The sequence below is a fragment of the Nocardioides sp. genome (assembly GCF_036493135.1).
Classification (GTDB): domain Bacteria; phylum Actinomycetota; class Actinomycetes; order Propionibacteriales; family Nocardioidaceae; genus Nocardioides.
The window spans coordinates 48,288-70,531 of record NZ_DASXQG010000011.1; the positions used below are offsets into that span (position 1 = coordinate 48,288).

The following is a 22,244-nucleotide window of genomic DNA, read 5'->3' on the forward strand; positions in this document are numbered from 1 at the left end:
ACTCCGGGACGTCATACGAACTGGTCGTTCTAGCGACCAGAACGTATGACGTTGCATGCGTCAGTACTGGTTGCCGGTGGGGAAGCCGTACTGCGCGCTGTACCAGACAGCCGAGGTGAGCACGACGGCCATGAACACGGCGAACACCACGCCGCCCGCCACCGGGAGGAACCAGCTCGGCGCAGAGCGGTTGCGGACCGCGAACACCTTGACCACGAGGGCGCCGTACAACGTGCAGCCGAGGAGGGCGTGGGCCAGCACCCGCGGCTCGTAGGTCTGGACGCCGAACGCGAGCAGGCAGTTGTAGGCAACCGGAAGACTGACGACCACGGCGACGACGCCTGTCACGCGGTGGACGGGCCCGACCCACGAGGGCGCGGACGATCTCCCGAGCTTGCCGTACATCCAGAGGGCGAGCACCAGCTGGACGAGCAGCAGCACGCCGATGCCGAAGGAGAGCACGGTCTTCATCTCGATCACCGAGTCGAAGCCGAGCTTGACCGGCTCCGCGCCGCCGGGGTGCCGCCGGTCGTTGACGCCGAGGAGTACGGCGACGGCCGCCCCGAGCGCGAGCGCCACCAGCGGGATCCTGTTGGATCGCGCGGACGTGTAGGTCTGCGCCATGGAGCGATCATGGACCTGTCTGCGCGGGAGCGGAAGCGCCGCCAGGACCTCGGGGACGTCTCGGCGCGGGCATGACTGCGGGACGTCATACGTTTCGGTCGTTCTAGCGACCAGTTCGTATGACGTCCCGACCCCCGTCAGTCGTGAAGCCCTACTTGACCTCGGCCCGCATCACGCGCCAGAGACCGAACGCCAGCGGTAGCAGCAGCCAGAAGGTGCCGGTGATCGCAAGCTGCGCCCAGTCCTGCCCGCTGAAGCCGCCGTCGTACAGCCGGCCCTGGTCGTAGTTGAAGTCGACCCACGGCTGGGCCTTCTCGAACCACGACTGGTTGGTCGCCAGCACCATCGACAGCGTCGGGATGACGAACCAGTAGCTGAAGTAGGTCACGATCGCGCCGGCCGAGTTGCGGGTCACGATGCCGAGCATGAAGCCCACCATCATCCCGATCAGGTCGGCACCGACGATGTAGAGGATCGACGTGAACGACAGGTCCCAGGTCGTGTCGACGCCCTTGAGCCCGGTGCCGACGATGTTGCCGAGCGCGCCGACGGACAGGGCCAGGGCCATCGAGGCGAGGCCGATCGCGATGGTGACCACCAGCTTGGCCCGGATCACCCGGCCGCGGTGCGGCACCAGGGTGAAGGTCGTCAGACCGGCGCGCTGGCTCCACTCGCCGGTCACGGCGAGGATCGCCACCACCGGCAGCAGGATCGTCATCGGTACGCCGATCGCCGCGGCGAAGTTGTCGTAGGTCAGGTCGCTGTCCGAGGCGAAGGCCAGGACCGCGCCGGTGGCCAGCACGCCTGCTGCTGCGATGGCGGCCATCAACCAGAACCCGGAGCGGGTGTCGAAGGCCTTGCGGAGCTCGACCCCGACGATGGTGCGGAACGGGATCGGGGCGTGCCGGGACTCGGCCCGCGACCTCTCGACGGTCTCGTGCTGCTCGACTGCAGTTGCGGTGGTCATGCCGCGACTTCCTCTCGTGCGTTGTCCTTGGTGAGCTCGAGGAACATCTCCTCGAGGCCGGCCCCGTCGGCGGGGCGCAGCTCGGTCAGGGGTACGCCGGCGGCCAGGGCCACACGCCCGACCTGGGCGGTGTCGGCGTCCGTTCGGACGCCGCCCAGCGACTGCTCGGCGGTGTGGCCGGCGCCGGTGAGGGCACTCGCCAGGGCCGCGAGGTCGATGGCGCTGGCGAACGTGCCGGCCGCGGCGAGCAGGTCGCTCTTGGTGCCCGCGGCGACGATCCGGCCGTTACCGATCACGACCAGGTCGTCGGCGATGACCTCGATCTCGTGCAGGAGGTGCGACGAGAGGAGGACGGTGCCGCCCTGGTTCGCGAAGCCACGGAGCAGGTCGCGCATCCACCGGATGCCCGCCGGGTCGAGGCCGTTCGCGGGCTCGTCGAGGACGAGCACCTCGGGGTCCCCGATCAGCGCGGTCGCGATGCCGAGGCGCTGGCGCATGCCGAGCGAGTAGTCGCGGACGCGGCGCGCGGACTCCTCGTCGCTGAGGCTGACCAGGTCGAGCATCTCGTCGACGCGCGAACCGGGCACCCGCATCGTGCGCTGGGCGAGGGTCAGGATCTCCCGACCCGTGCGGCCGGCGTGCTGCGCCGACGCGTCGAGCAGCACCCCGATCTCCCTGCCTGGGTTCGGGAGGTCGGCGTACCGACGTCCGAGCACCGTGCTGGTGCCCGACGACGCCGGGGTGAGGCCGACCAGGATCCGCATGGTGGTCGACTTCCCGGCGCCGTTCGGGCCGAGGAAGCCGGTCACGCGGCCGGGCTCGGCCCGGAAGGTCACGTGGTCGACGGCGGTGAAGCCGCCGTACTTCTTGGTCAGTGAGTCGACGATGATCATGGCCAGGACTCTCGCCTCCCGAGGGGCTCGGCCACATCGGGGAGCGTGCTGATCCGGTCCCTGCCCGCGATCCGGGAACCCCTAGGGGCATCGGCGTCGACCCTCAGGGTCCGACTAGCGTGGAGGCATGCTCGTGGCGATCAGCATCAGTCCATCCGGCAGCCCCCGTGACGACAGTGAGACGGGTGGCGTCAGCGCGTCCGTGTCGGACGCCGTCCGGGTGATCCGGGAGTCGGGGCTCCCGTGCGAGACCAACGCGATGTTCACCAACATCGAGGGGGAGTGGGACGAAGTGATGGACGTCGTGAAGCGCGCGGTGTTCACCGTCGCGGAGACCTCGCCACGGGTGGGGTTGGTGCTCAAGGCCGACCTCCGCGCCGGGCACGACACCGGCCAGATGACTGCGAAGGTCGAGCGGATCGAGGAGCGGCTCGCCGATGGACAGTGAGGTCGTCCGGGTCCACACCGGGTCGAGCGACGTCGTCCACGACCTGACCGACGTGTGCCGGGCGTTCGTCTCGTCGTACGACGACGGGTTGCTGCACGTGTTCGTCCCGCACGCGACCGCGGGCATCGCGATCATCGAGACCGGTGCCGGTTCCGACGACGACCTCCTGGCGGCCCTGTCCGACCTGCTGCCGGCCGACGACCGGTGGCGGCACCAGCACGGCTCGCCAGGGCATGGCCGCTCCCACGTGATGCCGGCTCTCGTCCCGCCGTACGCCACCGTGCCGGTGCTCCATGGCCGGCTCGCGCTCGGCACGTGGCAGAGCGTCTGCCTGGTCGACCTGAACGTCGACAACCCCGACCGCGAGGTCCGGTTGTCCTTCCTCCACGGCTGAGACGCCGCCGGGCGACGGCTGCCCTCCCCACCGGGAGAGATGACGGGAAGGGCAGCCGCGCACTCCCTGGTGGACCGCTCCACCCGAGTGCCACCATCAGACACCTGTACGCCGGGCCCGTCTGTCATCCGGCTGACACACCACCGACGCGGGCCCGTCGGCCGTCGGCGGGCACCTGGCCTGGCAAAGTGGTCCCGTGACGACCACGCACCGGGAGCAGCCCTGGTCCGACGGGCAGCCCGAGCACGGACGCATCCTCGTGCTCAGCACCAACCCGATCTCGGACGCCATCTTCACGATCGCGACCGCGGTCGGGCGGCTCGTGGTCGTGCTCGCCGACGACGAGGGCGGCCCCGGACTGGCCTCGCTGGTCCCGGCCGAGGGTGACGCGGTCGTGCTGTGCGACCACGACGCGCCGGACGCCCCGCAGTTCCTGCGCGACGCCCTGGCTTCCCCCGCGGCGTACGTCGCGATGATGGCCAGCCGTCGCCGGGCCGAGCGTGTGCTCGCCGACCTCGCGGCCGATGGTGTGCCCCATCTCGAGAAGCTCCACGTCCCCGCGGGCCACAACCTGGGCGGCAAGGCGCCGGGCGAGATCGCCCTGTCCGTCGTGGCCGAGATCGTGGCGGAGTCCTACCAACGTCTCGGCGGCCCGATGCGCGGTCCTCGTTGACCGATCTCTCCTGGCAGGTCGTCCTCGTGATCGGCCTGGTCGTGACGCTGGGTGCCTACGTCCAGGCGGTGGTCGGTCTCGGGCTGGGTCTGCTGAGCGCACCCGTGGTCGCTCTGGTCGAGCCCTCGATGGTGCCGGTGCTGACGTTGTGGCTCGCCCTGCTGATCTCGGGGCTGAACCTCGTCGACGAGCACGAGCACGTCGACTGGCGCTCGACCGCCTGGTCACTCCCCGCCCGGGTCCCCGGCACCGTGCTCGGCGCCTGGCTGGTGGCGTCGTTCACCGAGGAGCAGATCGGGGTGGCGCTGGCGGTGATGGTGCTGGTGGCTGTCGCGCTGACGGTCCACACCGTCGACGTCCCGCTCAACCCGGCCACCCTCGCGACGGCCGGCTTCGTCGCCGGCGCGACGGGCACCGCGACCTCGGTCGGTGGCCCACCCATCGCCCTGCTGTACCAGCGCGGCAACCCGAAGGTGGTCCGGGCGACGCTCTCGGTGTTCTTCTTCGTCGGCGTGATCCTGAGCCTGAGTGGCCTCGCGATCGCGGGCTCGCTCGACCGGGAGCCCTCCGTGCTGGCGCTCGCGATGTCGCCCGTGGTGGTGATCGGGTACGTCGTGGGGCGCCGCACGCGCGGACTGGTCGACGGCGACGCCTTCCGCTGGGGCGTACTCGTCGTCTGCACGGTCGCGTCCCTGCTCCTGCTGGTGCGCTCGGTCGTCTGACCGACCCCTCCGAAGTCCCTCCTCGTGGCGTAGGAGTGGGTGAGGATGTCGCCCGACGAGGAGGACCGATGAGCAGCGACCTGCGGGACCGACTGGAGGACCTGGCTGCGAGCACCTCCGCCGCCGGGCCGCCGCCCACCGACCTCTGGGACCGCGGCGTACGCCGGCGCCGGGTCGAGCGTGCCGCCTCCGGCCTGCTCGTCCTGGCCGTCGTGCTCCTGCTCGGGCTGGGTGGCTGGGGCATCCACCTGAGCCGAGACGTCCAGCCGGCAGACCGCCACGGAACGCCGCATCTCCCGGACCGGTTCTTCTACGACGTCAGTGCCTGGACGCACCCGTTCGACGGGCCGCCTGGACCTCTGGTGACGGTGTTCCCCCATGAGCGGAAGGCGCTGCTCCACACCACGAGCGGGATCGTCGGTGTCACGGCGTCCACAGGCACCTATGGCTTCCTCGAGCTGCCCGATGACGCGGTCTCGTCGGATGTGACGTCGAACCTGCTGGCGCTGTCGCCGGACGGGCGGCACCTTGCCTTCTGGGTCTCGGGCACGCCGTCCGGCAGTCCGAACACCACGATGATCCAAGGCGAGACGGTCACGGGCGTCGCGGTGTACGACGCCGTCGACGGCCGGGTGCGCGAGAGCCGACCCGCGACCGTCCACGGGCTGGAGCCCCGCGCACTCCTGTGGGCGGATGACTCGACGCTGCTCTTCAGCTACGGCCAGATCCAGGGTCGTGACGGCACGCAGCGCGCCTCGAGCAGCAGCTTCGGTGCCTCGGCGGTCTGGACGACAACCTCACCGCGTCCCCAGATCTTGCCCGAGAACAACTTCTCGACGTCCCTCGACAACCTGACCACGCGCGCAACCGAGGGCGAGGTCGTGACCCGGCGTACGAGTCCGTGGCTCGTGGCCGACGCGAGCGACCCGACCCAGGTGCGGTCCTTCCGCACCGACCGCGCCCCGGACCTCTTGGTGCTGAGCCCGGACCACCACCGCGCCGTCGGCGTTCTGACACACAACAGCAATGACGGGCCGCTCGTCCTCACCCGGGTGCCTCGTGGTGACGACACGACGGCGACGCTGCGCCGCCTGACGCTCGGGGACCACTGGACCAGGCCCTTGGCCTGGCTCGACAACCACCGGGTCGCAGTGTTCCGTCAGGTGCTCGTCCGCGACCCCGTCAACGGTCCGCACGTCGGCGGGCGGCTCGAATCCGTGGACCTCACCACCGGAGGCGTGCGACGCCTGGTCGCGAACGTGGGCTCGCACGGCACCAACGACTCGGATCCCTGGATCGCCACGGGGCTGCTCGGATCTCCATCGGTCCACGCCGAACCGCCACCCGCTCCGCCCGACCTCCGGGCATGGACGATCGGACTCGGTGTGGCCGCGGCTCTCACCTTGTTCTTCGGCCTGCTCGTCCTCCGGGGGACCCGTGTCCGCCGTGCGTGAGGACTTCGAGGCGTTCGTCGCCGCACGGTACGCCGCGCTGCTGCGCACGGCGTACCTCCTCACCGGCGATCACCACGACGCGGAGGATCTGCTGCAGCAGACCCTGGTGAAGGCGGTCGGGGCATGGCGGAGGATCGAGGGCGACCCCGAGCCGTACGTGCGGAAGATCCTGGTCCGGCAGAACGTGTCACGTTGGCGCGCACGGCGCTGGCGTGAGCTGCCGACGGATGCGCCGCCCGAGACCGCGGTCGCAGACGAGGCATCCGACGACCGGGTGGCTCTGCATCGGGCGCTCGGCGTCCTCGCGCCTCGGCAGCGAGCGGTGATCGTGCTGCGCTACTACGAGGACCTGACCGAGGTGCAGACGGCCGAGGCGCTCGGCATCACCGTCGGCACGGTCAAGTCGCAGACCCGCGACGCCCTCCGCCGGCTTCGCGACGCGCTCCCGGAACTCGCCGACGTACTCGTTTCCCCATGACGGTGACCCTCGCCCCGCTACCCTTCCCGGCGTGTCCAGCACCACCACGAAGCCCCGAGCGGGCAGTCCGAAGATCAAGCGCGCGATCATCCTGGTCGGGCTGCTGGTGCTGGTCGGGCTGCTGGGCTTCCAGCTCTACAAGGCGACCCGTCCGCCGCGGGGCGGGGATCCGCACAACGACATCCCGGCGCTGAAGGCGACGCAGTACTTCGACTACGTCGGCGGGCAGCACACGAAGGACCCGGTGGAGTACCAGCAGGTGCCTCCCGCCGGTGGTCCGCACGATCCCACCTGGGACGACTGCGGCGTGTACGACGCCCCGCCGCGCAACGAGAACGCCGTACACGATCTCGAGCACGGCACCGTCTGGATCACCTACCGACCCGGTCTGTCGACGGCCGACGTCCAGAAGCTCGCGGCCGCCCTCGACACGGTCAAGAGCCAGAAGATCATGCTCTCGCCGTACCCCGGACTCCCCGCACCGGTCGTGGTCACCGTGTGGAACGCCCAGCTCGGCCTGACGGGGGCCGACGACCCGCGGCTGCCGGTCTTCCTGACGTTCTACGGCGACGGGCACACGGCCCCCGAGGCGGCGTTCGCCACGTGCAAGGGCGGGGCGCACGTCATGGCGTCGCCCGACAACCCTTGAGTCAGTCAGCTCCCCGGCTTGCGCTCGGCCCGGAGCTGGCGCTCGGTGTCGGCGAAGCCCACGCCGCGGTAGATGCGGATCGCGAGGTACTCCGGGTCGGCCACCATCACCAGGGTGCGTGCGCCGAGGTCGTCGAAGCCGAACCGGCTGACCCGGTGCACCAGGGTCCCGGCCAGACCGCGGCCGCGGGCATCGGGGTGGGTCTTCACGTTCTGGAAGCGGGCCAACCCAGGGGACGCCGTGAACAACCCCATCGAGGCGAGGAGTCGGCCGTCCTCGAAAGCGCCCCACCAGGCGCCGTACCCGGCGTCGACGAGGCGGCGCTCCGCCGCGGCACGGGCGGAGACGAACGCGAGGGTGTGGGTGCCCGGTTCTTCGCCGGCCATGTCCAGCTCGACCTGCTGGGCCCAGTCCTCGTCCGTCGCCAGCGTCCGGTACGTCGCCGTCGTGTTGGGCCGCGGGGGCGGATGTACCGACGTGGCCGTCATCACCGACGACTCGTCGACGTCCAGCCCGAGCCCGGCCAGGGGCGCCAGGTCGTCGGCGCTGCCGTCTCGGCCGTCGACGCCGAACGCGCGGTGCGCCGTCCCCGGGAACTCCTCCTCGAACACGGTGAGCCACCGCCGTGCGTCGTCGGCGTCGGCCGGGGGAGCCGGCAGCAGCAGGAAGTTCCCCCACCAGTACGTCGGGTTGTCCGGCGTGCGGACCACGAGGTGGGTGCCGTGGTCCTCGACCAGACTGCCGGAGTGCTCCAGCATCGCGAGATCGGTCCGGAAGGCGAGCGACGCGATATCCATGTGCGGCACCGTACGAGGCCGTGCGAGGTTGGGTCGCATGGTTTCCGCTCCGAGCTATGAGATCCGGCCCGAGCAGCCGGTCGACCGCGACGACGTGCTCCGCGTGATCGCCGCGGCGTTCGAAGACCGCGGTGAGCTGGTGGCCGACATCTGGGCCGGCCTCGGCCGCCATCGGCGAGTGGGGCTCGTCGTCGAGCAGGGCGGGCACGTCCTCGGCCACGTCGGTCTCAGCCGGGCCTGGGTGGATGCGCGCCAGGCGCTGGTCGAGGTGTGGGTGCTGAGTCCGGTGTCGGTCGAGCCCGAGCGGCAGCGACAGGGGATCGGGACCGCGTTGGTGGCGGCCGCGATCGAGACGGCCCGGGGGAGCGCCGTACCCGTGCTGTTCCTGGAGGGGAGCCCGTCCTACTACGGCGCGCGGGGCTTCGACCGCGCCGACCGGCACGGCTTCGTGCCGGCTGCGCTCGAGCGGACGCCGAGGGCGGCGTTCCAGTGCGTGGTGTTCGAGAGTCGCGAGGACTGGATGACCGGACAGCTGATCTATCCCGACGTCTGGTGGGAGCACGACGCGTCGGGCCTGCGCGACCCGGCCCTGGCCGAGCTCGAGGAGAGGTTCGCCTCGCTGGACTGACCCTTGGATTGACTCGAACAGATGTTCGATCCATGATGAGCGCATGCTGGTCTCACCGCCGGGTTGGCCCCGCGAGGTCCGCCCGCCCGATGCCCCCGACTGGGAGCGCACCGCGTGCAACTGGCTGCTCGACCAGTGCCCACCCGACTACCGCGCGTACCCGGCGCTGCGTCGACACCCGGTCGTGCTGGCGCGCTTCGCGCTGCTCCACATCGAGGCCAACCAGGCGGCCTGCCGGCGGGGTCTGAGCGAAGCACGCTCGGGGCTGCGCGAGGTCGCTGACCTCGACATCGTCGAGGCCGCGATCACCACGTGGCAGGCCGAGGAGGCGCGACTGCTCGGCGTACGCCGCGAGGCGGGGCTGGTGGAGGAGGCACTGCGCGGGCGTCGCTACGTCGCGCGGCTGTGACGGTGAGGCTGCGTAGCTCGCCGGTCACCGTTCGTGACCCACGCCGGGTATCGGTCGTTGACGGGTCATCGCCGACCGGAAGGGCCGTCCATGCACCGTCGTAGGTTCGCCTCGTTCACGGCTGCCGCCACCGCGCTCACCGTGCTCACCGTGCTCACCGTGCTCACCGCGCTCACTGCCGTCGTCGCGGTCACCGCGCCGACCGAGGCAGCGAAGGGACCACTGCGCTACGTCGGGCTCGGTGACTCCTACAGCGCGTCGTCGGGTGTGCTGCCGCTCGACCCGACCAGTCCCTTCTGTGTGCGGTCGACGGCGAACTATCCGCACCTGATCGCCGCGAAGACCGGTGCCCGCCTGACCGACGTCACGTGCGGTGGCGCGGAGACCAAGGACTTCAAGCAGGGCCAGTACCCCGGCGTCCCGCCCCAGCTCGACGCCCTCCGCAGGGGGACGCAGCTGGTGACGATGACGATCGGCGGCAACGACAACAACACGTTCATCGGCGCCATCGTCGAGTGCGGCGCCGCCGGGCTCTCGACGCTCGGGCAGGGGAGCCCGTGCCGGGACAGGTACGGCAACCGGTTCCGCCACGACATCCGGCACACGACATATCCGGCGCTGGTCAAGGCGCTCAGGGCCGTGCACCAGAGGGCACCGCACGCGCGGGTCGCGATCCTGGGCTACCCGTGGATCCTGCCCAGGACCGACGGCTGCTTCGACAAGATGCCGGTCGCGAAGGGCGACGTGCCGTACCTGCGCCGCGTCCAGGCGACCCTGAACAACGCGGTACGCCGTGCGGCCAGGGCCACAGGCTCGACGTACGTCAGCTTCGCGAAGGTCTCCGAGGGCCACGACGCCTGCCAGCCGGCCGGCGTGCGCTGGATCGAGCCGGTCCTCCAGGGCACCAACCCGGTCGTCGTCCACCCGAACGCCCTGGGCGAGAAGCACCTGGCGAGGCGGACGATGAGGGTCCTGCACCTCGGGTGAGACTCACCCATCCTCGCCGGTGTGCCCGTCGATCAGCTCGCGGGCGATGTCGAGGTGACCGAGATGACGGGCGTACTCCTGCACGACGTGCAACAGGATCCATTGCAGCTGCGGCGCCGACGCCTCGTCGCGGAAGCGCCCGGTGAGCGCCGAGACGTCGGTCAGCCGGTGCGCCTCGACGATCGAGCGGGTGCGCGTGGCGGCATCGTCGAGCATCGTGTCCAGCTCGGCGACCGAGAGCTCCAGGGTGACCCAGCCACCGTCGTCGGACGCATCGCGCCAGGGCTCCTCGATCCGCTCGCCGAGGAAGCCCCACTCCAGCCAACGGCGCTCGACGTTCACGAGGTGGTGCACCAGCCCCAACGGGGTCCACCCCGATGGCAGGACCGAACCGACCAGGTCGTCGGCGGCCAGGCCGTCCAGCTTCGTGGCGACCACGCCGCGGTAGAAGTCGAGGTAGTCCAGCAGCACTCCGCGGAGGTCGTCGGTCTGCGCAGGGTCCGGGTAGGGCGTTCGGGCAGGCGTCACCCCAGCACCCGGTGGGCGAGGTCGATGTGGAAGCGGGTCGACAGCAGCAGGTCGTCGACGTGGACCCGTTCGTTCGCGTTGTGGTATCCGGCCTCGAGCACGTCGTACGGCGTGGCGACGAACGGGCTGAACCCATAGGCATGGGTGCCGCCGGCCGCCCGCAGGAAGTTGCTGTCGGTGAAGCCCGTGCACAGTGTCGGCATCAGCGTCCCGGGATCACCTTCCGACTCGAGGAACGCCGCGATCGCGGCCGGGACGACACCGTCCACCGGGGAGCTCGAGGCCGGGACCATCGCCTCGGGCCACTCGAGCTCGTAGGCGATGTCGTCGCCGAGCGCGGTTCGCACCCGGGCCTCGACGTCGGCGCGCGTGGTGCCGGGGAGGATCCGGACGTCCACCTCGGCGGTGGCCCGGGCGGGCATCACGTTGCGCTTGTTCGAGCCCCACAGCATGGTCGGCGCCATCGTCGAGCCCATCAGGGCCTGGATCGAGTCGCCGAACCCGTCGTACAGCCGGTCGGCCTCCGTCAGCGCCTCCAAGAGGTCGGGCTCGTCGCGTCCGAGGAGCGCGCGCAGCATCGCGATCGCCTCGGGAGCCGGCGACGGCTCGGGCAGTCCGTCGCCGAGGCGGGGCAGCAGGCGGGCGAGGAGGGGTACGGCGTTCCGTCCCAGCGTGGGCACGGACGCGTGGCCGGCCTCGCCCACTGCGGTGACCTGCACGGGGAGGGTGCCCTTCTCTCCGACGGAGTAGCCGATCATCTGGCGGCCGTCGGACAGTGGCACCCGCTCGCCGCCTCCCTCGTTCACGCTGTGGGTGGGTCGGATGTCCGGGCGCTCCTCGAGAAGCCAACGCATCCCGACGTCCGCGAACCCGTCCTCCTCGTCGGCCACCGCGATGAACCACAGGTCGCCGCGCGGCCGGAAGCCACTCCGCGCCAGCTCGGCCATCGCGACCGCCCGGGCCGCGACCTCGTTCTTCATGTCGACGGCGCCGCGACCCCAGAGCCACCCGTCGTCGTCGACCACACCCTCGAACGGCGGGTGCGTCCAGTCGCGCGGGTCGCACGGCACCACGTCGGTGTGCCCGACGAAGGCGAGGCTCTCGGCGGACCCATCGGTGGTCGAGCCTGTCGAGACCCCCGGGATCCGCGCCACGATGTTCGCCCGGTGGGATTCTCGGGCGACCAGCTCGGCCCGGATGCCGTTCCGGTTCAGGTAGTCCTGGAGGTACTCGGCGCACCGCGTCTCGTTTCCCAGCCCCGGCTCGCGGGCATTCGTGGTGTCGAGGCGGATCAGGTCGCGGGCCACCTCGATCACCTCGTCGTGCAGCCGGGAGATGTCGGTCATGCCGTGACCCCCAGGCGGTCGAGGATCCAGGCGTAGACCTCGGCCTCGTAGGCGAGGTGGCCGATCCGACCGGACGGGCCCACGTGCGCGCCGGCGGCGGTCTCGCACCGGAACAGCAGCCGCGGTGACCACTCCGGGTCGGATTCGCGGAGCGCGGCCACCCACTTGGCCGGCTCGCGCACCATCACCCGCGGGTCGTGCACGGCTCCGGTGACGAGCAGGTCGGGACGGGCGCCGGCCGCGGGCAGGTTGTCGTACGGCGAGTAGGCGAGCAGCCAGTCGAACTGCTCGCGGATGCGCGGGTCGCCCCACTCCTCCCACTCGGTGATCGTGAGTGGGATCGACGCGTCGAACATCGTCGTCACCACGTCGACGAACGGCACCTCGGCGACGACCGCCCGCCAGCGCTCGGGTCGCTGGCTGAAGGCCGCGCCCTGGAGCAGCCCACCGGCGCTCAGACCGCGGGTCGCGATCCGGTCACCGTCGACGAGTCCCTCGCCGGCAAGTCCGTCCGCGACCGCGGCCAGGTCGTCGAAGCTGTGCTGCTTGGTCTGCATGCTGCCGTCGAGCCACCACCGGCGCCCGCCCTCGCCACCGCCGCGGATCAGCGCATGCACCCACACGACGCCGTGGTCGAGCAGGCTGGGGAGCCCCGGGTCCCACTCGGGCTCGTCGACGGCCTCGTACGCGCCGTAGGCGTAGACGAGCGCGGGGGCGGAGCCGTCCAGCGGGGTGTCGCGATGACGGAGCAGCACCGCCGGCACCGGGGTGCCGTCGGGCGCGGGGAAGGCACGTCGTTCCACGACGTAGGCGTCCGGGTCGAACCCGGGCGCCTCACCCCGATGGACCTCGGTCGTCGCGCCGGTCTTCAGATCGACCGACGACCAGATCGGCGGCCTCAGGTAGGTCTCGTCGGACACGGTGACCGCCGCTGCGTCGTACAGCTTGTTGCGGCTGAGGCCGAGGCATCCCACTCCCTCGCGGCTCCGGACGACGATCCCGTCGCCGGTGAGGTCGTCTGGCGGGAGGATCCGCAGCCGGTGCTGCCCGTCGGCGCGGTAGGAGAGCACCACGGCGTCCGCGAACCCGTCGACCCGCAGCAGGCGCTCGTCGGGGCTCTCCGGCCGCGCTTCGGTCCAGGTGGTGTGGTCCTGGTCGGCGACGGGGACCGGCGCGTGCACCAGCCGGAACTCGACCGCTCCGTCGTTGGTGACCAGCAGCAGCCCGTCGCCGGCGTGCTCGACGTCGTAGAGGATGCCGTGCCGGCGCCCGCCGACCGACAGCGCCGCCGACTCCGGCGTGTGCGCGTCGACGACCCGGACCTCGCTGGTCGACCGGCTCTCGCTGGTGATCACGACCAGGTCGCCGCTGCGTGTGGCTCTGAGTTGGAGCTCGAAGCGCTCGTCCGGCTCCTCCAGCACGTGTACGTCGTCCGCCGGGTCGGTACCGATCCGATGGCGCCAGACGTGGTCGGGCCGGTACGTCTGGTCGTGCACGGTGTAGAAGAACCACTGCGAGTCCGCGCTCCAGGCGCCGCTGTAGTAGCTGCGCGGGATGCGGTCGGCGAGGTCCTCGCCGGTTCGCAGATCCCGGAAGCGCAGCTCGAAGACCTCGTCACCTGCGGTGTCGACGCTGTAGGCGAGCAGGTTCTCGTCCGGGCTGACGATCGTCAGGCCGAGGTCGAGGTAGCCGGTCCCGCGATCCTCGGCCGCGATGTCGAAAATCAGCGATGACGATTCGGATTCAGTCGTTGACCCTGCGTCTGAATCGTGATTCAGTCGCCGCAGTTCGGCGTAGTCGCTGTTCACGGGGTGGCGGGTCCAGTAGGTGAATCTCCTGCGGGACCAGCGAGCGGACTCGTCGTCGGTCGGTAACCGGGACAACATCTCCGCCTTCAGGGCGGATCCGAGGGAATCCAGATGAGCAACGGACGCGTCGTAGAAAGCTCGCTCGGCCACGAGGTGGTCGAGCACGGCAGGGTCGTCCCCGCCGAGCCAGTGATAGGGATCCGGCCGGTCGATGCCGTGCTCGGAGTGGGTGAAGGGACGGCGCGCCGCGGTCGGCGGGGTCGGGTTCGGCACGGCGGTCACCGTACCGCCGGAGCGTTCCTCGTCGCTCTCGGGCTCCTGCTGGGCTCGCTGCTGCCCGGGCTCGCGATCGGCTCGCCCGCCCAGGGCAAGGACAAGGTCGTCTTCCACGTCGCGATGCTCGGCGAGGGCGTCGACTCGCTCAACCCGTTCCTCGGCTTCCAGGCTCCGTCGTACGAGATGTGGGGCCTGACCTACGACTACCTGACCGGCTACTCGATGAAGGACATGTCACCGGAGCCGGGCCTGGCCACGAAGTGGACCACGTCGCCCGACGGGAAGACGTGGACCTTCACGGTGCGCAGCGGGGTGAAGTTCTCCGACGGTGTGCCGCTGACCGCGGCCGACGTCGCCTACACCTTCAACCGCGTGCTCCACGGCACGGCCGAGAGCACCAACTGGATCTCCTACCTCAAGGGCGTCACCTCGGTGACCGCGCCGAACGCGACCACGCTGGTGATGAAGCTGAAGAAGCCGAGCGCCACGCTCCCGCTGCTGCCGATCCCGATCGTGCCCGAGCACGTGTGGAAGAACGTCAGCGAGAAGGACATCAAGAGCTACGGCGCCGAGCCCCAGGGCGGCAAGCCGGTCGTGGGCTCCGGCCCGTTCCGCCTGGTGCAGGGCACAGGGGACGGCCAGATCTTCAAGTTCGAGGCCAACCCCGGCTACTGGGGTGGAGCGCCGCACATCGACGAGGTGATCTTCCAGTTCTACAAGAACGACGACTCGGCCGTGCAGGCGCTGCTCAAGGGTGAGGCCGACTTCGTCGAGGGCATCACCGCGCTCGAGGTGAAGAGCCTCAAGGGCAAGCCCGGCATCACCGCCCACAACGGCAATTCGCCGGGCTTCGACGAGATCGCCTTCAACTCCGGGTCGGTCGACAGCAAGGGGAAGCCCATCGGCAACCCGAACCCGGCGGTGCTCGACCCGAAGTTCCGGCACGCCCTCGGCTACGCCCTCAACCTGCCCCAGCTGGTCCAGAAGGTGTACCAGGGCGCCGGCCTGCCCGGTACGACGATCGTCCCGCCCAACTACACCGGGTACCACTGGGAGCCGCCGGCCGACCAGAAGTACACCTTCGATCTCACCAAGGCAGGGCAGCTCCTCGACGCGGCCGGCTACAAGATGGGGTCCAACGGCAAGCGCACCCTGCCCAACGGCAAGCCGATCGGCAGCTTGCGGCTCGCGGCCAGGTCCGACTCGCCCACCTCGCTGCACACGATGGACTACTTCAAGCAGTGGCTGAGCGACCTGGGCATCGACTCCGAGGTGTCGACGTACAGCTCGAGCCAGCTCACCGATGAGATCTACAAGGGCAACTTCGACGCATTCCAGTGGGGTTGGTACGTCGAGCCCGACCCCGACTCGATGCTGAGCTACATGACCTGTGCGCAGCGGCAGCACTCGTCGGACTCGTTCTACTGCAACAAGGAGTACGACAAGCTCTACAACGAGCAACACGTGTCGACCGACCACGCGCAGCGCGTGCAGCAGATCAAGAAGATGCAGGAGATCGTGTACCGCGACGCGCCCTACCTGGTGACGGCGTACTCCTCGATCGGGGAGGCGGTCCGTAGCGACCGCTTCGCCTGCCTGGTCACGCAGCCGAACCCGGGCGGTATCTGGCTGGAGCAGTACGGCGTCTACAACTACATCCACATGAAGCCGGCGTCGGAGGCGAGCACCTGTGACCCGGCACCCGGACTCACCGGCGCCGTCAAGGTCTCGTCGAGCAGCGAGAGCTCGTCCTCGACCGGGCCGTTCCTGATCGTGGTCGGGGCTCTGGTCGTGGTGGCCCTGGTCGGCGGCGGTGTGGTGATGATGCGGCGCCGGACCACGGTCGGAGACCGCGAGTGACCCATCTCGTCGCAGAGCCGGGGCTGGTCGCGGAGGCCGAACAGACCGAGGCCCAGCCCCGGGGACGCGGCTACGCGTCGTACGTCACGCTGAAGGTGCTCGGCGCTATCGGCAGCCTCTTCTTCATGCTGGTCGTGAACTTCCTTCTGTTCCGGGTGCTCCCGGGCGACCCGGCGAGGACGCTCGGGCGCGGGCGGCTCACCAGCCAGGCGCAGGTGGATGCGTTCAACAAGACCTACGGACTGAACGAGCCGCTGCCCCAGCAGTTCCTGACCTTCCTGAAGAACATCGTGCACGGCGACCTCGGGATCTCGCTGCAGTACCGGCTGCCGGTCTCGCAGTTGATCATGGACCGGATGTGGCCGACGATCCTCCTCGTCGGGACGTCGACGATCCTGTCCACGGTGATCGGCGTCTACCTCGGCATCAAGGGAGCCTGGAACCGCGGCGGGATGTTCGACAAGATCTCGACGAGCTCGTCGCTGACGCTGTACTCCATGCCGGAGTGGTGGCTCGGACTGTTGCTGATCGCGGGGCTGGGCGTCGGCTTCTGGTTCGTGCCCGGCATCTTCCCGACCGGGGGGCTGCACTCGCCCGACGTCGACCCGAACTCGCTGCACGGCGTGCTCGACACGATGTGGCACCTGGTGCTCCCGGTGACGACCCTGACCTTGGCCTACCTCGCGGAGTACTCGCTGATCATGCGCAGCTCGCTCCTCGACGAGCTGGGCGAGGACTATCTCCAGACCGCCCGCGCCAAGGGTCTGCGCGACGTGCGCGTGCGCAACCACCACGCCGTCCGCAACGCCCTCCTGCCGACGACCACGCTGATCGCCATCAACATCGGGTTCGTCGTCTCCGGCGCGATCACCGTCGAGACGGTCTTCTCGATCCCCGGCCTGGGGCTGCTCTCCACCGACGCGATCGGCGTCCCCGACTTCTGGGTGCTGCAAGGCACGTTCCTGGTCGCCAGCGCGGGTGTGATCCTGGCCAACCTGGTCGCCAACCTGATCTACGGATGGCTCGATCCGAGGGTGCGGACATGACCGCCGAGGCCACCGCACCACGGCTCTCCCCGCGCCAGCTCGCGCGGCGCCGGCGGGTCGCCTCGTGGAAGCGCGGCTGGGCACGGTTCCGCACGCACCGCAGCGGCATGGTCGGGCTCGCGGTCCTGGTCGTCTTCGTCTGCATCGCGCTGGCGGCACCGCTGCTCGCCGACTCCAGCGGGCTCGACGTGACCCAGGCCAACGGGCCGATCCTCGCGCCGCCGTCGGCCGACTACCTGCTCGGCACCGACGAGAACGGACGCTCGGTGCTGACCCTGCTCATGTGGGGCTCACGCATCTCCCTGCTGGTCGGGCTGATGGCGACCCTGATCTCGATGGTGATCGGAACCCTGATCGGACTCGTGTCGGGGTTCTTCGGGGGTTGGGTCGGCCGGATCTTCTTCCGGCTCACCGAGTGGTTCCTGGTGATCCCGTACCTGCCGCTGGCGATCGCCCTGGCCACCGTGCTGGGCCGGTCGCTGGTCAACATCATCATCGTGATCGGCGTGACCTCGTGGCCGGGGACCGCGCTGCTGATCCGCAGCCAGGTCCTCTCGATCCGGGAGCGGGCGTACGTCGAGCGTGCCCAGGCGATCGGAGCCGGGCGCTGGCACCAGATGGGCAGGCACGTGCTGCCGAACGTGATGCCGATGATCTTCGCGAACACCACGCTCACGGTGGCAGGGGCCATCCTGGCCGAGACCACCTTGAGCTTCCTCGGACTCGGCGACCCCACCCGGACCTCGTGGGGCTCGATGCTCGAGAGCGCCTTCGACGTCGGCGCGATCACCACGGGGTGCTGGTGGTACATCGTGCCGCCCGGCGTCTGCGTCGTCCTGGTCGTGCTGGCGTTCACCCTGATCGGCCAGGCCCTCGAAGAGGTGTTCAACCCGCGGTTGAGGACTCACTCGTGAGCGACCCCCTGCTCGCGATCCGCGACCTGCACGTCACTTACGCCACGGGCGAAGGGGCGTTGCCCGCCGTGCGCGGCGTCGACCTCACCGTGGCGCGCGGCCAGATCGTCGGCGTGGCCGGAGAGTCCGGCTGCGGGAAGTCCACGCTGGCCAGCACGGTGCTGCGTCTCCAGCCCACGAACGCGACGGTGACCGGCGAGGTGCTCTTCGACGGCCGCGACGTCCTGACCATGCGCTGGGGCGACCTGCGCGCGGTGCGCTGGTCCGGGGCGTCGATCGTGTTCCAGGGCGCCCTGCACTCCCTCAACCCGGTGCACCGGATCGGGGCACAGATCGCCGAGCCGATCCTGGTGCACACCGAGGGGCTCGGCGACGAGAGGATCCGGTCCCGCGTCGGTGAGCTGCTCGACCAGGTCGGCCTCGACCCGGCACGCGCGCGGGCCTACCCCCACCAGCTCTCGGGCGGTCAGAAGCAACGGGTGATGATCGCGATGGCGCTGGCGTGCGATCCCGAGCTGGTCGTCGCGGATGAGCCGACGACGGCACTCGACGTCATGGTGCAGGCCCAGGTCCTGAACGTGCTCTCCGACCTGGTGCGTGAGCGTGAGGTCGGGATGATGATGATCAGCCACGACCTGTCGGTGCTGGCCGACCTGTGCGACCGGATCACCGTGATGTACGCCGGTCGCGTGGTCGAGGAGGGTCCGGCCAAGCAGATCTTCTCCGAGCCGCTGCACCCGTACTCCGGCGCCCTGTCCGCAGCGTTCCCGCGGGTCGGCGATCCGGCTGCTCGCTTCGCTCCCGCCGGGCTCCCCGGGGACCCCCCGGACGCGCGCAACCTGCCCGGCGGTTGCTCGTTCGCGCCGAGGTGTCCTCGTGCGGCCGAGGTGTGCCTCCCCGCCGAGCCCGAGCTGATGGCGTACGACGACCGCGCGGCGGCGTGCGTGCGGATCGGCGACCCCGTCGAGGAGCCCCAGGAGGCGGCGTCGTGACCGCATCCACGACCCCGAACACGACCCCGAGCACGACCCCGAGCACGACCCCGAACACGACCGCTGAGCTGTCGACCTCGGGGCTGCGGGTCGAGTTCACGACCCGCTCCGGCCGGGTGGCTCGCGCCCTCGACGGCGCCGACCTGGTCGTGCGCGCCGGAGAGGTCGTGGCGTTGGTGGGGGAGTCGGGCTCCGGCAAGACGACGTTGGCCCGCAGCCTGGTCGGCCTGACCAAGCCCGCCGCCGGCGAGATCAGGTGGGAGGGCCAGGCGCTGGACCGCTCCGCCCGCGGTCTCAAACGGCTCCGGCGTCACGTCCAGCTCGTGCTCCAGGACCCGCTCGGGGCGCTGAACCCCCGGCAGACGGTCTACGAGTCCGTGGCCGAGGGCCTCCGGGTCCACAAGCTCGTCGCCCGTTCCGGGAAGCCCGAGGCCGAGCTGGTGGCGTCGGCGCTCTCCTCGGCCGGCCTGCGGCCGCCGGAGGCGCTGTTCCTGCGGTACGCCCACGAGCTCTCGGGCGGGCAGCGGCAGCGCGTGCTGATCGCCGGGGCGCTGGCCGTCCAGCCGCAGCTGCTGATCGCGGACGAGCCGGTCTCCAGCCTGGACGCGTCGATCCGCGGCGAGATCCTGGCGCTGCTGCTGCGGCTGCGAGAGGAGCTCGGCCTCGGCGTACTCGTGGTGACCCACGACCTCGGGCTCGCCTGGAACATCGCCGACCGGATCGCGGTGATGTACCTGGGCCGGGTCGTCGAGTCCGGACCGACCGAGGACGTGCTCACGTCGCCGCAGCATCCCTATACCCAGGCCCTGCTGTCCGTCGTGCCCGAGATGGAGGGTCTGGAGCCGGTCGTGCTCCGCGGCGAGATCCCGGACCCGACCCGCATCCCGAGCGGCTGCCGCTTCCACCCGCGCTGCCCGGCCCTGGCCTCGGGCGAGGCCGACGAGGTCGCCGACGCCTGCCGAGGTACGTCGCTGCCGATCCTCTCCGGAGAACCCCAGGGCCACCGCTGTGCGTGCCATCTGGTGGCGTCCAGGGCTCCGACCGGCTCAGCGAACGAGGTGAACGCATGACCCTGCAGGCCGCCCTGCCCCGCGAGCTGTACGTCGACCCCGGGGCCTGGGATCGCGAGCGCGAGCAGGTGCTGCTGCACGAGTGGACCTGCGTCGGCCGGGTCGCCGACCTCGGGCTGCACGAGCCGGAGCGGGTCGCCGTCGTCGAGGCGCTGGGCGAGTCACTGGTGGTGACGTCGGACGCCGGCGGCGCTCTGCACGCGGCGTACAACGTCTGCCGGCACCGCGGCTCCCAGCTGTTCCCGACCGAGCCGGGCTCCGAGCCGCAGCTGTGCGCGGCGAAGTCGATCCGGTGTCCCTACCACTCGTGGACCTACGCCCTCGACGGCTCGCTGCTGCGTGCTCCCCACACCGAGGAGGGCGAGATCGAGCCTCCGGAGTTCCGCCTCCACACGGTCGGGGTCGAGGCCTGGGGCGGGTTCGTGTTCGTGCATCCGACTCCGAACGGCGTCTCGCCTCTGGCCGGCAACGTCGACAGGGCGACGCAGACGCTCGCGCACTACGACCTCGCCTCGCTGGTCACCGGACTCACCCTGACCTACGACGTCGCGGCCAACTGGAAGGTGATCGCGGAGAACTACAACGAGTGCTACCACTGCGGCCCGGTGCACCCGGAGCTGTCGCGGCTGGTGCCGTCGTTCGCAGGCGGCGGGCGCGGCCTGGACTGGGACGCCGGGATCCCGCACCGCGAGGGCGCCTGGACGTTCACGATGACCGGGACCACCGACCGCTCCCCGCTGCCCGGCCTCGACGAGGACGAGAGGCTCCGGCACAAGGGCGAGCTGGTCTACCCCAACCTGATGCTCTCCTGCTCCGCGGACCATGTCGCGGCGTTCACGCTGCGCACGTTGGCGGTGGACCGGACGGCGATCGACTGCCGGCTGCTGTTCCATCCGTCGGAGGTGTCGAAGCCGTCGTTCGACCCGTCGGACGCGGGTGACTTCTGGGACATGGTGAACCGTCAGGACTGGGCGATCTGCGAGTCGGTGCAGCGCGGCATGTCCTCGCGGGCGTACACGCACGGCTGGTTCGCCCCGATGGAGGACGACTCCGCCGACATCCGCCGCTGGCTGCTGCCCAGGCTCGGGGACGCGGGTGACTGAGGTCGACTACGTCGTCGTCGGGCTCGGTGCGCTCGGGTCCGGTGCCGCCTGGCAGCTGGCGACCCGCGGGTACTCGGTGGTCGGGCTGGAGCAGTTCGACCTCGGACACGGCCGCGGCGCCTCCCACGACACGTCGCGGATCCTGCGGCACAGCTACCACACCACCACCTACGTCCGGCTCACCGAGGAGGCGTACGACGACTGGGCGCGGCTCGAGGCGGAGTCCGGCGAGGGGCTGGTCACGGTCGTCGGCGGGCTCGACCTGTTCCCGCCCGACTGTGCGATCAGCCCGGTCGACTACGTCGACTCGCTCCGTGCGGTCGAGATCACCTTCGAGGAGCTCGACGCCACCGAGATCCGGCGCCGATGGCCGGTGTTCCACCCGCCGCCCGGGACGCTGGGGCTCTACCAGGAGCGAGGCGCGATCGTGCCGGCCGCTCGGGGGACCGCGGCCATGCAGCGGCTCGCGACCGCAGCCGGAGCGACCCTGCTGGGGTCCACGCCGGTCACCGGGGTGAGCGACCACGGCTCGCACCTGGTGGTGGAGGCCGGGGGAACGTCGTACACCTGCCGAGGAGTGGTCGTGGCGGCCGATGCCTGGACGAACCAGGTGCTCGCCGGGCTCGGTCTGGAGATCCCGTTGACGGTGACCCTGGAGCAGCCGACGTACTTCGCCCCGCCGGACCCCACGCCGTACCGGGACATCCCGCTGTGGATCTGGATGGACGAGCCGTCGTACTACGGCTTCCCCTGCTACGGCGAGCCCACGGTGAAGGCGGCGCAGGACTGTGGTGGCCCGACCGTCGACCCCGACCAACGCACGTCCGAGCCGGACGCAGAGATGCGTGACCGGCTCGCGGCGTTCATGGGATCGCTGCTGCCGGGGACCGGACCGGTCGTGCGGTCGCTGCGCTGCCAGTACACGCTGACCCCTGATCGTGACTTCGTGATGGCGCCCGTGCCCGGGCATCCGTCGGTCGTCGTCGGGCTCGGCTCGGCGCACGGCTTCAAGTTCGCGCCGACGTTCGGCCGGATCCTGGCGGACCTGGTGACGACGGGGGAGACCACCTCCGACGTCTCCGGGTTCGGCTTCGACCGGCCCGGTCTGACCGACCCGGCGTACCAGGCGAACTGGATGGTCTGACACCCCCTGGCCGGTTGGCGACGGTGTGAGCCGG

General features: G+C 70.5%; 24 protein-coding genes. 17 read left to right on the forward strand and 7 right to left on the reverse strand.

What is annotated here, in order from left to right; translation table 11 throughout:
- Positions 1–60: 60 nt before the first annotated feature.
- From VGJ24_RS01640 to VGJ24_RS01650, 3 genes are all read right to left on the reverse strand, one after another.
- Positions 61–624 carry a DUF6529 family protein gene (locus VGJ24_RS01640; protein WP_331498719.1) on the reverse strand — a complete coding sequence of 188 codons (564 nt, stop codon included), beginning with the start codon at positions 622–624 and terminating at the stop codon, positions 61–63.
- Between the two features lie 151 nt (positions 625–775).
- Positions 776–1,591 carry an ABC transporter permease subunit gene (locus tag VGJ24_RS01645; RefSeq protein WP_331498720.1) on the reverse strand — a complete coding sequence of 272 codons (816 nt, stop codon included), beginning with the start codon at positions 1,589–1,591 and terminating at the stop codon, positions 776–778.
- Positions 1,588–2,484, reverse strand: a complete 897-nt coding sequence (locus tag VGJ24_RS01650) for an ABC transporter ATP-binding protein (RefSeq protein ID WP_331498722.1) — start codon at positions 2,482–2,484, stop codon at positions 1,588–1,590. The genes VGJ24_RS01645 and VGJ24_RS01650 overlap by 4 nt, the downstream gene beginning before the upstream one ends.
- A gap of 127 nt (positions 2,485–2,611) precedes the next feature.
- Between VGJ24_RS01650 and VGJ24_RS01655 the strand changes: the two genes are divergently transcribed.
- From VGJ24_RS01655 to VGJ24_RS01685, 7 genes are all read left to right on the forward strand, one after another.
- A complete protein-coding gene (locus tag VGJ24_RS01655) occupies positions 2,612–2,932 on the forward strand; it encodes a thiamine-binding protein (RefSeq protein ID WP_331498723.1) in 321 nt (106 codons plus the stop codon).
- Positions 2,922–3,326 (forward strand): secondary thiamine-phosphate synthase enzyme YjbQ, encoded by a 405-nt coding sequence (locus tag VGJ24_RS01660; protein WP_331498724.1) that lies wholly within the window; start codon positions 2,922–2,924, stop codon positions 3,324–3,326. Before VGJ24_RS01655 ends, VGJ24_RS01660 begins: the two co-directional genes overlap by 11 nt.
- A gap of 196 nt (positions 3,327–3,522) precedes the next feature.
- Positions 3,523–3,999, forward strand: a complete 477-nt coding sequence (locus tag VGJ24_RS01665) for an XdhC family protein (RefSeq protein WP_331498726.1) — start codon at positions 3,523–3,525, stop codon at positions 3,997–3,999.
- A complete protein-coding gene (locus tag VGJ24_RS01670) occupies positions 3,996–4,721 on the forward strand; it encodes a sulfite exporter TauE/SafE family protein (RefSeq protein ID WP_331498727.1) in 726 nt (241 codons plus the stop codon). The genes VGJ24_RS01665 and VGJ24_RS01670 overlap by 4 nt, the downstream gene beginning before the upstream one ends.
- Positions 4,722–4,789: 68 nt before the next feature.
- Complete coding sequence (locus VGJ24_RS01675; RefSeq protein ID WP_331498729.1) at positions 4,790–6,175, forward strand: hypothetical protein; 1,386 nt, start codon at positions 4,790–4,792, stop codon at positions 6,173–6,175.
- On the forward strand, positions 6,159–6,653 hold the full coding sequence (locus VGJ24_RS01680; protein ID WP_331498730.1) for a SigE family RNA polymerase sigma factor: 495 nt from the start codon (positions 6,159–6,161) through the stop codon (positions 6,651–6,653). The genes VGJ24_RS01675 and VGJ24_RS01680 overlap by 17 nt, the downstream gene beginning before the upstream one ends.
- Positions 6,654–6,684: 31 nt before the next feature.
- Positions 6,685–7,302, forward strand: a complete 618-nt coding sequence (locus VGJ24_RS01685) for a DUF3105 domain-containing protein (protein WP_331498731.1) — start codon at positions 6,685–6,687, stop codon at positions 7,300–7,302.
- 5 nt (positions 7,303–7,307) lie between these two features.
- Here the strand turns inward: VGJ24_RS01685 and VGJ24_RS01690 are convergent, their stop codons facing one another.
- Positions 7,308–8,099, reverse strand: coding sequence for a GNAT family N-acetyltransferase (locus VGJ24_RS01690; protein WP_331498732.1), 792 nt, complete (start codon positions 8,097–8,099; stop codon positions 7,308–7,310).
- A gap of 37 nt (positions 8,100–8,136) precedes the next feature.
- On the opposite strand from VGJ24_RS01690, the gene VGJ24_RS01695 reads away from it, so the two are divergent.
- From VGJ24_RS01695 to VGJ24_RS01705, 3 genes are all read left to right on the forward strand, one after another.
- Positions 8,137–8,727: an N-acetyltransferase gene (locus VGJ24_RS01695; RefSeq protein ID WP_331498733.1), complete on the forward strand. Its 591-nt coding sequence runs from the start codon at positions 8,137–8,139 to the stop codon at positions 8,725–8,727.
- A 43-nt stretch (positions 8,728–8,770) separates the two neighbouring features.
- Positions 8,771–9,136, forward strand: coding sequence for a hypothetical protein (locus tag VGJ24_RS01700; RefSeq protein ID WP_331498734.1), 366 nt, complete (start codon positions 8,771–8,773; stop codon positions 9,134–9,136).
- Between the two features lie 90 nt (positions 9,137–9,226).
- Entirely contained in the window at positions 9,227–10,123 is an 897-nt protein-coding gene (locus VGJ24_RS01705; protein WP_331498735.1) for an SGNH/GDSL hydrolase family protein, read from the forward strand.
- Positions 10,124–10,126: 3 nt separating this feature from the next.
- Here VGJ24_RS01705 and VGJ24_RS01710 read toward each other — a convergent pair whose 3' ends face one another.
- Genes VGJ24_RS01710 through VGJ24_RS01720 form a run of 3 tightly spaced genes read right to left on the reverse strand, consistent with a single transcriptional unit; the run spans position 10,127 to position 14,078 of the window.
- Positions 10,127–10,651 (reverse strand): DinB family protein, encoded by a 525-nt coding sequence (locus tag VGJ24_RS01710; RefSeq protein WP_331498736.1) that lies wholly within the window; start codon positions 10,649–10,651, stop codon positions 10,127–10,129.
- A complete protein-coding gene (locus tag VGJ24_RS01715) occupies positions 10,648–11,997 on the reverse strand; it encodes a M20/M25/M40 family metallo-hydrolase (protein WP_331498737.1) in 1,350 nt (449 codons plus the stop codon). The genes VGJ24_RS01710 and VGJ24_RS01715 overlap by 4 nt, the downstream gene beginning before the upstream one ends.
- A complete protein-coding gene (locus VGJ24_RS01720; protein ID WP_331498738.1) occupies positions 11,994–14,078 on the reverse strand; it encodes a prolyl oligopeptidase family serine peptidase in 2,085 nt (694 codons plus the stop codon). Before VGJ24_RS01720 ends, VGJ24_RS01715 begins: the two co-directional genes overlap by 4 nt.
- Between VGJ24_RS01720 and VGJ24_RS01725 the strand changes: the two genes are divergently transcribed.
- Genes VGJ24_RS01725 through solA form a run of 7 tightly spaced genes read left to right on the forward strand, consistent with a single transcriptional unit; the run spans position 14,031 to position 22,210 of the window.
- A complete protein-coding gene (locus tag VGJ24_RS01725; protein ID WP_331498739.1) occupies positions 14,031–15,941 on the forward strand; it encodes an ABC transporter substrate-binding protein in 1,911 nt (636 codons plus the stop codon). The genes VGJ24_RS01720 and VGJ24_RS01725 overlap by 48 nt on opposite strands.
- Positions 15,938–16,987: an ABC transporter permease gene (locus VGJ24_RS01730; RefSeq protein WP_331498740.1), complete on the forward strand. Its 1,050-nt coding sequence runs from the start codon at positions 15,938–15,940 to the stop codon at positions 16,985–16,987. The genes VGJ24_RS01725 and VGJ24_RS01730 overlap by 4 nt, the downstream gene beginning before the upstream one ends.
- Positions 16,984–17,901 carry an ABC transporter permease gene (locus VGJ24_RS01735; protein ID WP_331498741.1) on the forward strand — a complete coding sequence of 306 codons (918 nt, stop codon included), beginning with the start codon at positions 16,984–16,986 and terminating at the stop codon, positions 17,899–17,901. The genes VGJ24_RS01730 and VGJ24_RS01735 overlap by 4 nt, the downstream gene beginning before the upstream one ends.
- Positions 17,898–18,893, forward strand: coding sequence for an ABC transporter ATP-binding protein (locus VGJ24_RS01740; protein WP_331498742.1), 996 nt, complete (start codon positions 17,898–17,900; stop codon positions 18,891–18,893). The genes VGJ24_RS01735 and VGJ24_RS01740 overlap by 4 nt, the downstream gene beginning before the upstream one ends.
- Positions 18,890–19,963: an ABC transporter ATP-binding protein gene (locus VGJ24_RS01745; RefSeq protein ID WP_331498743.1), complete on the forward strand. Its 1,074-nt coding sequence runs from the start codon at positions 18,890–18,892 to the stop codon at positions 19,961–19,963. The genes VGJ24_RS01740 and VGJ24_RS01745 overlap by 4 nt, the downstream gene beginning before the upstream one ends.
- Positions 19,960–21,066, forward strand: coding sequence for an aromatic ring-hydroxylating dioxygenase subunit alpha (locus tag VGJ24_RS01750; protein WP_331498744.1), 1,107 nt, complete (start codon positions 19,960–19,962; stop codon positions 21,064–21,066). Before VGJ24_RS01745 ends, VGJ24_RS01750 begins: the two co-directional genes overlap by 4 nt.
- Positions 21,059–22,210, forward strand: coding sequence for an N-methyl-L-tryptophan oxidase (solA, locus tag VGJ24_RS01755; RefSeq protein WP_331498745.1), 1,152 nt, complete (start codon positions 21,059–21,061; stop codon positions 22,208–22,210). Before VGJ24_RS01750 ends, solA begins: the two co-directional genes overlap by 8 nt.
- Positions 22,211–22,244 lie beyond the last annotated feature (34 nt).

Excerpts from the sequence above, each read along its gene's own strand:
- VGJ24_RS01735 (WP_331498741.1), top strand. The coding sequence starts at position 16,984 with ATGACCGCCGAGGCCACCGCACCACGGCTCTCCCCGCGCCAGCTCGCG.
- VGJ24_RS01695 (WP_331498733.1), top strand. The coding sequence starts at position 8,137 with ATGGTTTCCGCTCCGAGCTATGAGATCCGGCCCGAGCAGCCGGTCGAC.
- VGJ24_RS01690 (WP_331498732.1), bottom strand. The coding sequence starts at position 8,099 with ATGGATATCGCGTCGCTCGCCTTCCGGACCGATCTCGCGATGCTGGAG.
- VGJ24_RS01650 (WP_331498722.1), bottom strand. The coding sequence starts at position 2,484 with ATGATCATCGTCGACTCACTGACCAAGAAGTACGGCGGCTTCACCGCC.
- VGJ24_RS01655 (WP_331498723.1), top strand. The coding sequence starts at position 2,612 with ATGCTCGTGGCGATCAGCATCAGTCCATCCGGCAGCCCCCGTGACGAC.
- VGJ24_RS01660 (WP_331498724.1), top strand. The coding sequence starts at position 2,922 with ATGGACAGTGAGGTCGTCCGGGTCCACACCGGGTCGAGCGACGTCGTC.
- VGJ24_RS01715 (WP_331498737.1), bottom strand. The coding sequence starts at position 11,997 with ATGACCGACATCTCCCGGCTGCACGACGAGGTGATCGAGGTGGCCCGC.
- VGJ24_RS01750 (WP_331498744.1), top strand. The coding sequence starts at position 19,960 with ATGACCCTGCAGGCCGCCCTGCCCCGCGAGCTGTACGTCGACCCCGGG.
- VGJ24_RS01700 (WP_331498734.1), top strand. The coding sequence starts at position 8,771 with ATGCTGGTCTCACCGCCGGGTTGGCCCCGCGAGGTCCGCCCGCCCGAT.
- VGJ24_RS01675 (WP_331498729.1), top strand. The coding sequence starts at position 4,790 with ATGAGCAGCGACCTGCGGGACCGACTGGAGGACCTGGCTGCGAGCACC.
- VGJ24_RS01640 (WP_331498719.1), bottom strand. The coding sequence starts at position 624 with ATGGCGCAGACCTACACGTCCGCGCGATCCAACAGGATCCCGCTGGTG.
- VGJ24_RS01645 (WP_331498720.1), bottom strand. The coding sequence starts at position 1,591 with ATGACCACCGCAACTGCAGTCGAGCAGCACGAGACCGTCGAGAGGTCG.
- VGJ24_RS01705 (WP_331498735.1), top strand. The coding sequence starts at position 9,227 with ATGCACCGTCGTAGGTTCGCCTCGTTCACGGCTGCCGCCACCGCGCTC.